Consider the following 14,574-nt stretch of genomic DNA (forward strand, 5'->3'; position numbering starts at 1 on the left):
ATACAACGTTTGGTACATCTCCAACACATTCATAAAGCATTTGTGGTGAAAGCAAATACTTCTTAGAGCGCTTTATTACCTTCCAAGGCTTTTCTAAATCCAACAGTGCTGCACCAAAACTATAAACATATCCGTTGCAAGAAAGTAATACTCCATGGTAAAATAACAACCAACCTTCATCTGTTTCTATTGGTACTGGTCCAGCTCCTATTTTTAGAGATTGCCACGGACTATATCCCCTTCCCATGACAAATCTGTGTACTCCCCAATGAATCATGTCCGGGCTTTCGCTGTAAAAAATGTCCCCGAATGGTGTGTGACCATTGTCAGAAGGTCTACTTAACATTGCATATTTTCCGTTTATCTTTCTGGGAAACAAAACACCATTTCTATTAAATGGTAGAAAAGCGTTCTCTATTTGGTAAAATGTTTCAAAATCGTAAGTGTAACCTATACCTATCGTTGGTCCGTGGTAACCATTACACCAAGTAATCCAATATCTATCCTCTATGAATACAACCCTAGGATCGTATTTGTATTCACTCTCAATCAGTTCAGATGATTGCTGGATAAACTTTATAGGTTCATCATCTATCACCCAGTTGAATCCATCTTTACTAAACCCTTTTCTTATATTCATCTCGCGAGCAGTGTTATCTACTCTGAATACGCCAGCAAAATAGTCTTTAAATTTGACAACAGCACTGTTAAAGATGCTGTTAGAGTCTTTTGCTTGGTTCCTCTTTATTATAGGATTTTGAGAATATCTCCAAACGACTTCACTACTACCTTTTGGTCTATCTTCCCAAGGTATATTCGGTAAACTTTTTGCTAATATTTTCAATTTATCTCCCCCATTTAATATTTATTCTTGCATCCACAAGAGTTTCTAATAACCATGTCTACTCCTATGATAACATTATCGTTAATCATTTCTCCTTTTAATTTGCTTACAATCAAAGAAGCTGCAGTTTCTCCGACTTTAGCTAAATCTTGTTTAATAGTTGTTAGTTTCGGGTGAGTCATTTTAGCTACGAATTCATCATCGAATCCAACAACTTTTACTTCTTCAGGTATTTTAATACCATATTTCAAAATATAGCATATACCCCTAACTGCCAACATATCATTGCAAAAAAATACACAGTCAATATTCTTATCCTTTATGATCTTTGGAAGAGTAGAGAAATCTCCCTCGATACTTTCAAACTTTATTATATCTGGTTTCTTTTTTAATCCTTTAGAAATACCATTATATCTTTCATAAACACTTGAAATAGTTAAATCCTCACTTGTAACAAATACAGCTTTGCTAATATTGTGTTCTTTTCTCATATGTTCTCCTAACAGTTTTCCGCCTTGAAAATTGTTAGTTAAAACTGTTGGAATTTTCATTGGTATAGGAATATTTCTGTCTACAAATACTATAGGAAAGTTGTTCTGAGCTAATTCTCTCATGAATGAATTGATGACAGAATTTTGGGTTGGCTCAATTATTAATCCGTCTATATTTTTTGAGACAAGTTCTTTCAACAAAGATTCCTCTTCATTCAATGTTTTTCCTTGCTCAAAAGCAAAGATTTTGATTCCAACCGAGGAAAGAAATTTTATAATACCATACATAATTTGCTTATTGCTAACTAAAAGTCCCACCCTTTTGTGTGAAATTACATTTGTTTCCGTTACAAACGTCCCAACACCAGGGACTCTGGAAACTATACCAATTTTCTCAAGTTCATCAAGCGCCTTTCTTACTGTCATTCTTGTTGTGTTAAACATTTTTGCTAGTTCATTTTCTGAAGGTATCTTATCACCTGCGGCAAGTTTCCCGGTAATTATCAAGTCTTCTATATGCTTAAGTATTTTTCCATAGGTTGGTAACATATAATTCCTCCTTTTTACTCTTTTATTCCGGAAAGTTTAATACCTTCTATTAGATACTTTTGTGTAAAAAAGAAAAATATAAAAGTTGGTATGAAAGTTAATGTTGCTGCTGCCATAGCTTGATTCCAGTACGTACCATATCTATTCATAAACATAGGCATTCCCAACGATAAGGGAAATTTTTCCTCACTTGTTATATAAATAAGAGGACCAGAATAATTATTCCACGCCCCCATGAATGTAAACAATGAGACAAGTGCCAAAACGGGTTTGGATAGCGGTAACATTATTTTTCTATATATAACCCATTCGTTTGCTCCATCTATTTTAGCAGCTTCTAACATTTCATTTGGTATTGTAGAAAAAAATTGTTTAATTAAAAATACATTCATAGGTCCTCCACCAAGAAAGGCCGGAATAATAAGAGGAAGATAAGTATTGATCCATCCAAGTTTCTTAAATATTAGAAATGTAGGTATCATTGTTACAGCCCCTGGAATCATGGCAGTGCTCAACATAACGAAAAAGAGAATATTCCTACCTATCCACTTTAACTTTGAAAATCCGAAAGCTACCAGAGGTGCTGAAAATAAAACCCCAATAATGTTTCCAAGTGTGATGATGAACGAATTGGAAAAATATCTCCAAAATGGAAACCTATCAATTGCTTTTCCATAGTTATCAAATTTAGGCTTACTTGGAAATATCTTTGGTGGAAAGTCCAAAAGCTCTGTGTCGGCTTTAAGAGATGTTCCAATCATCCAAAAAAAAGGAAAAAGGTAAATAAAAGCTAACAAACTTAGTAAAATATAAGATGTAATTTTCAAGCCTATTTTACTATTTTTATACATATTCAAACCTCCTAAGATGAACCTCAATTACCAATGTAAAATACCCATTTATCCGAAAAGTAAAAATATACAATTGTTATAATTAGTATGAGTACAAACATAAACCACGCAAGAGCAGAAGCATAACCCATGTTTGTATATGTAAATGCTTGTTTATATATATACATACCCAAAGTTAAACTTGCATTGGCTGGTCCACCTCCAGTCAATAACATTGGTAAATCGAATATTTGTATATTTCCTATTGTGGATGTAACCAAATAATAGAATATTGTTGGAGTTATAAGCGGCAAAGTTATTTTTCTAAACATTGTTAGCTTACTTGCTCCATCTATTACAGCTGCTTCGTACAGTTCATAAGGTATGTCTTTAAGTGCTGCGGAAAATACAAGCATTGCTCCGCCTACTCCCCATTGAGCTGCAATTATAATCGTTGGTTTGACCCATTTTTCACTGCTTAACCAAAGCGGTCCTTCTATACCTATCCACGATAAAACAGTGTTAATAAATCCCAAGTAAGGGTGAAAGAATAAAGTTACTACTGCTGAAAACGCAAAAGCCGGTACTATTGACGGTAAATAAATTGCTGCTCTAAAAAAAGGAATTCCTCTCAATTTTTTCACATTTAATAATAATGCTGTTGTCAAAGCAATCAACAGACCTAAAGGTACTAAACCTAACACGAGAAAAGTCGTATTTTTTAGACTTTTCCAGAACAAACCGTCTTCGAACATTCTCATATAATTTCTAAAACCCACGAAGTTTGGATACGTTGTGATAGAAAAATCAGTAAGTGAATAGTACGCTGAAGCTATAATTGGATACATAGTGAATATAAAAAATCCTATTAACCACGGTGAAATGAACAACAAACCTAAAATAAAATTTCTTGCATTTTTCATATTTTTTGCACCTCAATATTTAAAATATAATACTTACAAAAGAAGGAAATTTTTTGAATATATTTAAAAATCAGACAAACCAAATATTTCGAATTCATAAATTCTTGCAGCTTTATCACCTGTTTGAGTTGGAATTTCTATCAAGAGTCTTACATATCGTGTTTTCACAGGAGGAAAAGAATGTTCAGTTAATCCTTTTGAATTCGATTTCACCACGATAATATCATTCCAATTTTCACCATCGCTACTTATCTGAATTCTATATGCTTTAGTATTCCAATCCTCAGATTCTTTGCCTTCTTGAGCATGCCTTATAACAACCTTGTTTATAAGGCACTCTTTTTCTAAATCTACAACAAGCCAATGAGGTAAATCACCAACTGCACACCATTTACTGTTACCTTCAACAGCACCATCCACAGCTAATGATGGCTTTTCATGAGGAACAAAGCTACTCGCGTATGTCATTTTGCCCAATGCCAAGTTTTTTAAGTTTTTTGCGTTTTGTGTAACTGCTATCATGCTTTCGTAGTACCTGATGTCTTCACCAGAAGTATTCCTTGCAACCAATTTTACAGGATACAAACCTTCTTTTTCGTACTTAACTATAACCTTACCCAGATTACTATTTAATGGTTCTCCTCCAACAAACAACCATTCTAGCTCTTCAGTTGTTTCTGATGATAAAGACTCAAAAACAACGGATTCACCAGGGCTTATTATTGTGTTACTTACAGTAAACTCTGCTCTTGGCTTTGGATAAGGTGGCCAATAAATTTTTGTATATAATGGTTTACTTCTTGACATATCTTGAAAAATCGCAACTATTTTTAGTTTAGTATCCTTTTCTTTCCCTATCCTTTTCAATTTGCAAATATATGTATAATTATTAGTACTTGCCCAAACAAATTCTTCCAAGTTATTTGGTAAGATTCTATAGACCTCATAATGTTTTGCTCCCTCAACCCTATTCCAATGAATCTTAATTTGAGCAAAAATTCCTTCTTCAAATTTAATCTCGTCTACTACTATTTTCGATGTCTGCTGCTGGGTCTTGGAGGAAATTTGATATATAGCTATCTTTCCTAAATTAAACGAAACATTTTGATTCAAATTACTTCTTAGAGTAATTCCAATATTTTTAATCTTGCGGCCAATGAAACTTGTCAAGTAATATGAGTATTCTTTCCAGTCATTTAAAGACGAAAAAGGTAACTTTAAAATTTCACCATCGGAAAAATATAGGTTAATTGTTCCAAGAACTTTTCCTTCATTATTTTTAGATGCAAATGAAAAGACAGTATTTGGTAAAATCTCTATGTCAGTTAAATAAAGAATATACTCTGAGAACTCTCCTTTTAACATACTTCCGCAAAACTTAAGAGAAGTTCCTCCGTAATATGCATTTTCATAATCGATTTCGACATCAAGCTTCTTTCCCTTCACAAGCCACCTGTAAGTTGGCAAAATATCTTGCAGGCTTCTGTTATACCACTCACTATTTCCAAGCTTTTTACCATTCACAAAAAAGTACTTTCCGTGTCCAACATTAAAGTGAGTAACAAATGGTAAGCTTGTAATAGGTGATTTTTCAACAACAAACTGTGCAAAGCCTGGCCATCTTGATGCTTCGCTTTTATATTTGTAATCGAGCAGATCATGATTTCCAACCCACAATATATCCTCTTTTTTCCAAAATTCGTCAATCTTCTTTGATGAATAATAACTCCAGCATGGACCAAACAACCCAAGTGATAATTTAAGAGTACCTTGCTGATCTTGGATTTTTGATAAATTAAAATATGGGGTGTTATACCCTTCACCTTGCAGCAATACCCCAGCAAACAAATCATATTGTGAAATTTTATATTTTTGCGCATTTTTTAATGAATTTTCAACAGAATTTGGACGTTTTGAAGAGATCCACCGAAAATCTATAAACAAGTAATCTGAAAGTCTTCTTTGTTCTTCTAAATCCGTAAGAAAAACAACATTTGTTTCGTTCAATTCGCCTTGCCACATAATTTCGCCATAGTTATTCATGGCATCATACCAAAACAAAGTTAAATCAGGAGCTTTTGATTTAAAGTATCCTATAAATCTTGTTAATTGTTTTACATGTTCTTGGTCACAACCTTCTGTTTCTTGATTTATGAACCAACCATCAAATCCATAATATCTTGCAACACTTATTAATTTATCGGCTATTGGAAATTGACCATTAGTTTCTTGAAGTAGTTGATCAACCCAATTTCTTCTACCTCCATATACATTTGGTGGGAAGAAAATTGTTCCTAAAACAGGAACCCCGTTTTTATGTGCAGCGTCTATCACGTCCGCGCTTGGAGGAACGATTATTCCTTCGCCAGCTGAACCTGCCCACGCAACTAAGAAGTCTATATATTGCCAGTAAGTAAAAGTGTAAATTCTCATCGAATCATTTCTTCCCTGTGATGGCATACCACTTGTTGAGGGATTCATAACAGACAAAGCTACTATTTTTACTTTTTCTGAGGCATTTTTTGATATTTTGCCCCCTTTAATTCTATTATTTAATGGAATGGATGAAACATTATAGATGGCCTCAGGATCAGTTTCTGGACTCCATTCTAACAAATCATTTGGGTACCAGTAAGAACTCTCTGGTATTTTGAAGTTGTCTTGACTAAATGCAAGAATCGTAAATAAAATCATGAAAATAGAAAATTTTTTCATTGATTTCATCTCCCCTAGACTATTTTGTTGAAGACATTATCTTGTCGTATTCTTTTTGCACTTCTTGTTGGACATCAAAAAGTGCCTTTTCCACAGTTTTTTTACCAGTAAGGATAAGATCTCTTGCTTCAACTAGCTTGTCCCATAGTAAAGCACCAACTGGTAATGGCGGTCTTGATTTCGCATTTTCTAATAATTCAACAAATGGTTTCTGAGATGGATCCTTTTTTAGTAATTCATCCACAGCTTTTTTATAAGTAGGCAAATGCAATGTATCAATTGCATATTGAATCTGCCCTTTTGTAGCAATATATAATGCTAGTTTTGCAGCTTCTAAAGGTCTTTTTGCACCTTTTGGAATAGCTAAACTCCAACCTCCGGCCCATGTTACAGACTTACCTGATTTTGTTGGAATACCAGTTATAGCGTATTTAAAATCTTTTGGCGCAAAAAGCTTTAAACCAGAAAGTGTCCAATTACCATCTACAATCATGGCTAATTTGCCTGCTGTAAATGGATTTAAATCGCCTATTTGCATGGATCCAAACGCATTTAAAGCTTCGTAACCAAATCTATCAGCCCAGCTTTTCATCCATTTATAGGCTTCAATTACCCCGGGATCTGTAGCAAAAACGAATTTTCCTGTTTTTTCATCAAAAACATTCCCTTCAAAAGCAAAAATCCAGGTATAAGGCCAACCTTGAGCGTACCAAGGTATAAAGCCAACGATATCATATTTACCCTTCTTTCCCTCCTTTGTCAATTTTTCAGAAATTTTAATAAGTTCATAAATCGTTTTTGGAGGTTCTTTCAGCCCAATAGAATTTAAAAGAGAAATGTTATAGAAAAGGACTCTGACGTCTGTGTCAAAAGGAAGTGCGTAATATCTTCCTTTAAACAGGCATTCCTTAACCGCAAAATCAAAAAAATCGTTCATTAGGTTATCAATATTAATACCTAACTTTTTTAGATACTCATCAATTGGTTCGAGAACGTTGTGTGCGGCTCTTTGAATGACAGTAAATCTGTCGATATACACTAGATCGGGTCCCGTGCCAGCCGAAACAGCTGTTAGGAGTTTTGTGGAGTCTGTTTCTGCTGCTGGTATTATTACTACTTTCACTTTAATATCTGGATTTTCCTTTTGAAAAGCTTCAACAATCTTTTCTATACTGCTTTTATCTGGATCTCTTGCAAGACCGTGCCAAAATGTTATTTCTACAGTTGCGAAAATACGTGTAAAGATAACAAATACAAACAAAAAGAAGCCAACCTTTTTTTTCATAAATCCACCTCCCACTTTTTGATGTCAGTTTATTGACAAAACCATGAGTAATTTTATACTTATTCTTTTTAGTATCAAAGTTTAAAAATTGCTCGTATAAAGAATATACATGTATATACAGGTATATATATTATTTTTTCTTTCTTTCCTGAATTTTTTCTATAATATTCGTCAACCAATCAAGTCTGAAATATAGCAAAAAAGCCAGCGTATGCTGGCTTTTTGTAAACTTTGAGGTTATCAAATTATTCGTAAAATATCTCCCAAGTAAATTCTGGAACTGCTTTTTTCAGCATAGCAGAGACTCCACAATATTTATCTTGGGAAAGCCCAACTGCTTTTTCAACCTGCTCTTTTGGTGGTTCTCCTTTAAATTTGAATATGTATTTTAGATGGAGCTTTGTATAAACTTTCGGATGTTCTTGTGATTGTTCGTAATCAACCTCCATTCTAAAGCTTTCCAAGTTATCGATTACCTTCATTTTCTTTAGTAAAGAAACCACATCCATCCCAGTGCATCCCATAAGTGAATAAAGTAGTAACTCCTTTGGGCGTAATCCAGCATCCTTTCCTCCAAACGATGGCTCGGCATCGATTATTAAGTCATGTCCAGAGAGTGTTTTACTGTAAAATAACATACCTGAATAATAATCCATGCGTGCTGTTGGCATATCGTTGCACCTCCGAAAAAAGTTTTATTAAAATGTTTAAACTTTCATTTTTCCAAGAATCACAAGTATTCCCAAAAGTATTATAAATCCGCTACCAGCAATTTTCATCCATTTTTCCCAGCTTGGTCTGCCAAAACCTTTACTTAGTGTTTTTGAAACAATCGTACCGATTGTTAGAAGTGGTATTGATATTCCTAAGGAGTATACAAATAAGAGAATCATTCCCTTGATCATATTTTTTTGTGCTGCTATAAGCAAAACCGATGCAAGTACAGGACTGCTACATGGTATCCAAACAAAGCCTATAGCTATTCCTAAGATTAATCCTCCAACAAAACCTGAACTTCTGAACTTCCATACGTTAATAGCCTTACCTTTGAATAATTGTATTTCCATTCCATAAAGAATTCCAAATACAATAATTGCAATTCCAATCATCTTTTCTATTATGCTACCAAATTTAGCCAGAAAACCACCAAGCAAACCAGAAAAAGCACCAAGTATTGTAAACATTACTGTGAAACCTGCGAAAAAACCAACGAGTTTTTGCAATTTTCTATTACCGCCAAGAATTATTCCAAGAAAACCTGGAATCAAAGGCAAAACACAGGGACTGAAAAAGGAAAGGATTCCAGATGCCAGTGCAATCCAAATTGATACATCTGTTGGACCTAATGAAACCATGGAATCACCCCAGATTAGTTTTATTTAACCAACAAAGTACGTATCACTCCTGTTTGGTTAAGTGTTTGAGCAATTTCTAGGTTAAATGTAATGTATACTTTGTATATGTCGATAGTTTTTGGTAAAGAATCCACTTTTTCAGCGTTCTTGTCGTTTTTTAAAATATAGTTCGCATCCTCTTTTGTAACATTTACTATTTTCGGTTTACCTTTTAAATCATCATTTTTCTTTGAATAGACTTCAAAAGATTCTTTATAATTATCTTCAGTAACTCTTATCAAATATTTTAATGCTTTCAGGAAATCCTCCGGAGGCATATACCCAGGCACTTGGGTCACTACTCCTGAACCTTTTAAAAAGACAAATGTTGGTGTTCCTCTTATTCCGAAAGCTCCAAATAGTTCGTTATTTGTGTATGGTTTACCAAGAAACGTTGTTTTGTAATTCGATGGCTCGATTTTCACTATGACGTAGTTTCCTCTAAGGAATTCTTGTACCGATTTGTTTGTTAATACCTCTTTTTCAAAAAGCTTGCAGTAATAACAATTCGGAGAGGAGAATACAATTATTAATAGCTTGTCTTCTATTTTGGAAACGTTGTGAGCAGTTCCCAAGTCAGTGTACAAAAACTCGAAACCGAAGATAACATGCACAACCATGAATATAAAAACATAAATAAGTTTTTTAAACATAGCATTCACCTCTCTTTATTTTTTATTTCTAATAGCTGATATCTTAAATTTTTTCATGAAAAGTTTTGAAAAGAATCTGAGTATCGGACAACTGAATCTGATATATATCCCTCCTTTATTTTGAAAAAAACAAGCGGTTAACGGTGTCGTCATTAATATAACCGTTAACCGCAATGATTGTTCTAGCTTAACCCAAGTATTCTATCGATTCTTGCTTTGTCAAATCCAACGATTATTTGATTCCCAATTTCTATAACAGGGACTCCCATTTGTCCAGACTTTCTAACCATTTCTTCCGCACCTTTTCTGTCTTTGGAAACGTCTACCTCGGTAAATGAAATGCCAAGTTGTTTGAAATATTCCTTAGCTCTTTTGCACCATGGACATGTTGGTGTTGTGTAAATTTTTACTTTGTAGTTTGACATAATGAACCCTCCTTTCACGTTTAATAAGTTTATTCATTAAAAATATTTCTTTGCAGCATGTTCAACAGCTATTGCACCATCAGCCGCAGCGGTTACGATCTGTCTAAGTCCCTTTATTCTTATATCCCCAACAGCGTAGATGCCAGGAACATTTGTCTCCATATTTTCGTCTGTAATTATGTAGCCATACTCATTCATTTCCAATAATCCTTTGAAAATTTCTGTTTTTGGTAGGAGTCCAACATATATGAATACACCATCCGCTTTGATAATTTTTTCTTCTTTTGTCTCATTGCTTACGATGACTACTTCTTGTACTTTATTTGCGCCTCTTATTTCTTTCACCAAATGATTTGTGATAACTTTTATTTTTGGGTTGTTCAAAACTCTTTCCTGGAGCACCTTTGCAGCTGTTAAATATGGAAGATTTTGAACTATTGTTATGCTGTTAACAATCTTTGACAGAAAATGAGACTCATCACACGCACTATCTCCTCCACCAACTACAACCACATCTTTGTCTTTGAACAAGTATCCATCACAAGCAGCGCAGTATGTAACACCTTTACCTCTAAACTCAGCTTCACCTGGTACTCCCAATTTCCTCGGTTCTGTTCCTGTTGCTATAATAAGAACTCTACTCTTTACTTTATTTCCATCATCGAGTTCTACTATTTTATAATCACCTTCCACATAAACTTTTTGAGCGAAAGCATAATGTATTTGCGCACCAAAATGTTTTGCATGGTCTGCAAATTTTTGAGCTAATGCTTGTCCCTCAATACTAATTTCCCCTGGCCAATTTTCTACCACATGCGTCTGTGCAACAGCTCCACCTTCTATTGCTTTTTCAACTACTAAAGCTGTTAGTCCTGCCCTTCTTGCATAAATAGCCGCCGTTAAACCTGCCGGTCCAGCACCAACAATAACTACATCATAATATTCTTTCAGTTCGCTACTTAATGAACCTATTTCAAACAACTCCATTTTTTCACCTCCAAGATAAGTTATACTAAAGACCAATTTCCACCGGAGAAATCTTAGACTATTAGATAGAAAACTTTTAAAAAAGTGGGTCAACGTTTGATTGTAGTCAGTACTGCATTTCTCAACACAATTTTCGCGCGCTAAGCCTTCTAAAAACTCAGGGCACAAAAGATGTGCCCTGAAGTATTTTGGGGTGGTTTGCCGATCTTTTTCCGAAACTTTCTCAGTTTTTTGACGGGAATATATTATTCTGCAAGTTCAAGCACTTGTTTCAAGAACTGTGGTTCTGGATAAGCCCCTATAAAAAATCTGTCTGGGTTTCTATTTATTGCAATGTGTGGTACCGAAGAAACTCCAAATTGTTCACTTAAGTCAAAGAATTCATTTGCTTCAACAACTTCGGCTGTAACCATATCACTTGCAAGTGCCATGTTGTGTGCCGTTAAAGCCGCTCTCGGACAGTATGGACAAGTTGGAGTTACAAAAACACTTATTTTGACGGGTTTATCGAGTTTCTTAAGTTGTTCGATTGTTTCCGGTGAAAGCTCAGGTTTTGCCCCTTTACCAAATGTTACTATGTCTTGAATAAGTGTTGTGAATTCATGTCCTGAAGGTATGCCGTAAAATCTTACACCTCTATCCACTCCATCTTCGAGTGTGAGTATCAAGGCAGGCGTGTATTCAACTTTGTACTTCTCACCTTCTAAACTGTTTTTGTGATATTTTTCGACGATGATCTTGTTTGAGAGCTCTTTTAATTCATCGAGCAATTGACTCTCCAAATCACAATACTCACAATTTTCGCTGTGGAAAAATATAAGTTTTACGGTATTTTCAAGTTCCCTTTTGAACAAATCTGATAAGTAACTTTTATCCTTTTCTGACAATAATCCCATATAAGACACCTCCAACTTTGTTTTCATTTTTATTATACCCTAAGTCCGAAGAATTAGGGTTACCTAAATGTTAAAATTAGACAAATTTTATCTACTTTTCTTCCTTGTTTAAATTTCTTGACCTAAGAACCATTTTTTAACAGCTTCTGTGACGGCTTCTTTTTCTATGTCGTTGCTTAGTACGTGTCCGGATCGTTCAAATATTAACATTTTTCTTTTTTCCGAGGCGATGTTGTGGTATATGAACTCAGCAGCTTTCAGCGGTACTGTGTTATCGTTTCTTGCAGCAATAATAAGTGTATCCGAGGTTATTTGAGATACAGTTTTTCGTGCAAGTTTCATAAGTTTATAAAGTTCAGCTGCTTGTTTTGGCCAATTATAGATCCAATACTCTTTCTTTAGATGTTCAAGTTCTGGATCATCGTATTTATCGTTGTTTTCTCTTGGTATCCTTCTTCTGAATAAGGCAAGTAAAGGAGTTAGTTTTATTCTATTGTCGTAAACATGCGTAGCGGCAGCAAGTGTGGCAAGCTTTTTTGGTTTTAATTGGGCAGCCATTACGAGTGCAATTATTCCTCCCATTGATAATCCACATATATAAACTTCTTTGCAAGTGCCATTTAAATCATAATAGGCATCATATGCCCTTCTTAACCAATCTTTTGCATTTGTTTTCAAAAAGTCTTCACCACACGTGCCGTGACCTGGAAGTCGGGGTACTGAGACAGTAAATCCTGCTTTATTAAGTTCGTTTGCCATGTAAGCAAAGTCGTGTGGTGAGCCTGTGTAACCATGGACAAGTAAAATTCCTATTTCTCCCCCTTTTAGAAATATAGGTTGAGATATTTTCATGGTTTTGTAATTACCAAAATCCATATAAACACCCCCGGCAAAATGTATCCTAAAATCTAACATATTATATCACATTGTTGTAATATTCGTGTGGAAAGATAAAACCCCCATGACGGGGGTTTGTTCAAATTTTTATTAGTCTTTAGTACTTTAAGTTCAATATTGTTGTAGCTGACGTTTTTCCATGATCAAAGGTTGTTTTTGTTGCTTCTGTGCCGGAGATTGAAATTTCAGTACCTTCATATGTGAATGTCAAGTTTTTCCACACCACAATTGTGTATTTTCCTGGTTTATATTTTCCAAGATAAAACTCTCCTGCTTTTTTCACTGGAAGGATTTTCAATGTCATTGGCGTCGATGAAGTGGTTTCACCTTCATAAAGCTCTATTAAGAGTGGTTCGTTAGGAGGAGTACCGTCTGACCTGCTGATTTTTCCTTGTATTGCCCATAAATTTTTTAATGAGCCTCTCCAGCGGTATGCAACACGTGGTACAAGCAAGTAATTTGTGCTCACCTTTATTATACTCTTTGACCAATCTATGCTTAGTATCACTTGTCCATCTTCATTTATTGACCAGTTCAGATTTTTAAATACAATTTTTGCGCTTGCTGATGGTATTGTTACGGGATAATTTGTTCCATTGATCGTGACCGTAGCCTGAGTAATTTCAAATGCAATGGCTAAAATCACCGCACCTTTTGGTATGTCGAATGTAAGCCAGCTTTCTTCTGAAGAACTTAACGCAAGTAAATCCACTGTTTTATCAACGTTAGTGGGTGTTGCCCATTTTGTCTCATTTGGACCCGTTGAGTACCTGTATGAAAATTTTGTTATTTTTACCTCTAACTTCTCTATGTTTTTGACCCAGGGAGCGTCGGATTTTTTTAACAAGTCAAAATCGATTCCAAAAAGGTCCACTGGTTGGTAAACAAAACTTGCAACACCCTTTTCTCCATTTTCCTGACCAGATGAGAGTACAACTGAAACTTTTGGGTTTTTAGGTTCAAAAAGTTGTGTACAACTAAGTAATGCAATAACTACGAAGAGAGATACAACCATCATGATAAGTTTTCTCACATGTTTCATAATAAACACCTCCTATATGCTTTGCGTTCCAGTTATTTTAAATATTCCACAAGTTATTATACAACAAAATTATTACTCCTGTACCTTTATTTATTAAGATTTTTCAGAAAACCCAAAGTAAATTCTAAGGATTTGTTAAGGTTGGAAGAGTAAAATTTTTTTCGAAAGAGGAAAATTTGAAGATGTTCATAACCACCAGTACCCCCATCCTCCCCTCCCACTGTTAAAGAATCCCCCAAATAGGGGGATTTTTATTACTAATAATTCCTCTCAAATTTGGTGTGTAAATCGGTAGCAAATGTGAAGTGTAACCGAAAATTCTTTATTAAAACAGCACATTTTGATCGATGTTTATCAATGCTTACGTTTATCTTCGCACTTTCGAGTGTGAGAGTAAATGTGGAAGTGAACGCGAAAATGTTCTAAACTTTCGCATAGCACATAACTTAAGAAAGACTTGGTGAGGTTTTACCTCCTTTAGGAACGAAGGTAAGCAGATTATTTTATTACGGTATAATACGATTGAAAAGATGCAAAAGAGAGGAAAGGACGAAATATTTACCAATAGGGATAAGTGATTTTAAAAGGTTAATAAAAGGCGAGTTTGTATATGTAGATAAGACAAGATATGTTATGAAATAAT

At 34.7% G+C, this 14,574-nt stretch carries 15 protein-coding genes; 1 reads left to right on the top strand and 14 read right to left on the bottom strand.

Annotated elements, in window-relative coordinates:
- The 14 genes from N2Z58_00005 to N2Z58_00070 form a co-directional block, all read right to left on the bottom strand.
- The coding region (locus N2Z58_00005; protein MCX7653051.1) for a glycoside hydrolase family 130 protein at positions 1-844 on the bottom strand (844 nt) is incomplete at its 3' end.
- A 14-nt stretch (positions 845-858) separates the two neighbouring features.
- Entirely contained in the window at positions 859-1,884 is a 1,026-nt protein-coding gene (locus N2Z58_00010; protein ID MCX7653052.1) for a GntR family transcriptional regulator, read from the bottom strand.
- 14 nt (positions 1,885-1,898) lie between these two features.
- Positions 1,899-2,735, bottom strand: coding sequence for a carbohydrate ABC transporter permease (locus N2Z58_00015; GenBank protein MCX7653053.1), 837 nt, complete (start codon positions 2,733-2,735; stop codon positions 1,899-1,901).
- A 23-nt stretch (positions 2,736-2,758) separates the two neighbouring features.
- Positions 2,759-3,637: a sugar ABC transporter permease gene (locus tag N2Z58_00020; GenBank protein MCX7653054.1), complete on the bottom strand. Its 879-nt coding sequence runs from the start codon at positions 3,635-3,637 to the stop codon at positions 2,759-2,761.
- Between the two features lie 63 nt (positions 3,638-3,700).
- The gene (locus N2Z58_00025) at positions 3,701-6,352 is read right to left on the bottom strand and encodes a discoidin domain-containing protein (GenBank protein ID MCX7653055.1); all 2,652 of its coding nucleotides are present in this window, start codon (positions 6,350-6,352) and stop codon (positions 3,701-3,703) included.
- Positions 6,353-6,371: 19 nt separating this feature from the next.
- Positions 6,372-7,637, bottom strand: coding sequence for an ABC transporter substrate-binding protein (locus N2Z58_00030; protein ID MCX7653056.1), 1,266 nt, complete (start codon positions 7,635-7,637; stop codon positions 6,372-6,374).
- 245 nt (positions 7,638-7,882) lie between these two features.
- Positions 7,883-8,308 (bottom strand): OsmC family protein, encoded by a 426-nt coding sequence (locus N2Z58_00035; GenBank protein MCX7653057.1) that lies wholly within the window; start codon positions 8,306-8,308, stop codon positions 7,883-7,885.
- Positions 8,309-8,344: 36 nt separating this feature from the next.
- Complete coding sequence (locus tag N2Z58_00040; GenBank protein ID MCX7653058.1) at positions 8,345-8,992, bottom strand: cytochrome c biogenesis CcdA family protein; 648 nt, start codon at positions 8,990-8,992, stop codon at positions 8,345-8,347.
- Between the two features lie 20 nt (positions 8,993-9,012).
- Positions 9,013-9,684, bottom strand: coding sequence for a thioredoxin fold domain-containing protein (locus tag N2Z58_00045; GenBank protein ID MCX7653059.1), 672 nt, complete (start codon positions 9,682-9,684; stop codon positions 9,013-9,015).
- A 182-nt stretch (positions 9,685-9,866) separates the two neighbouring features.
- The gene (locus N2Z58_00050) at positions 9,867-10,109 is read right to left on the bottom strand and encodes a glutaredoxin family protein (GenBank protein ID MCX7653060.1); all 243 of its coding nucleotides are present in this window, start codon (positions 10,107-10,109) and stop codon (positions 9,867-9,869) included.
- Positions 10,110-10,145: 36 nt separating this feature from the next.
- On the bottom strand, positions 10,146-11,096 hold the full coding sequence (gene trxB / locus N2Z58_00055; protein ID MCX7653061.1) for a thioredoxin-disulfide reductase: 951 nt from the start codon (positions 11,094-11,096) through the stop codon (positions 10,146-10,148).
- A 245-nt stretch (positions 11,097-11,341) separates the two neighbouring features.
- Positions 11,342-11,992: a thioredoxin family protein gene (locus N2Z58_00060; protein ID MCX7653062.1), complete on the bottom strand. Its 651-nt coding sequence runs from the start codon at positions 11,990-11,992 to the stop codon at positions 11,342-11,344.
- Between the two features lie 108 nt (positions 11,993-12,100).
- Positions 12,101-12,868 carry an alpha/beta fold hydrolase gene (locus N2Z58_00065; GenBank protein MCX7653063.1) on the bottom strand — a complete coding sequence of 256 codons (768 nt, stop codon included), beginning with the start codon at positions 12,866-12,868 and terminating at the stop codon, positions 12,101-12,103.
- Positions 12,869-12,986: 118 nt separating this feature from the next.
- The gene (locus N2Z58_00070; protein ID MCX7653064.1) at positions 12,987-13,931 is read right to left on the bottom strand and encodes a DUF4382 domain-containing protein; all 945 of its coding nucleotides are present in this window, start codon (positions 13,929-13,931) and stop codon (positions 12,987-12,989) included.
- A 522-nt stretch (positions 13,932-14,453) separates the two neighbouring features.
- On the opposite strand from N2Z58_00070, the gene N2Z58_00075 reads away from it, so the two are divergent.
- Entirely contained in the window at positions 14,454-14,573 is a 120-nt protein-coding gene (locus N2Z58_00075) for an AAA family ATPase (protein MCX7653065.1), read from the top strand.
- Position 14,574: the final 1 nt, after the last annotated feature.

Origin of the sequence: Fervidobacterium sp. (assembly GCA_026419195.1) — a bacterium.
Lineage (GTDB): Bacteria > Thermotogota > Thermotogae > Thermotogales > Fervidobacteriaceae > Fervidobacterium.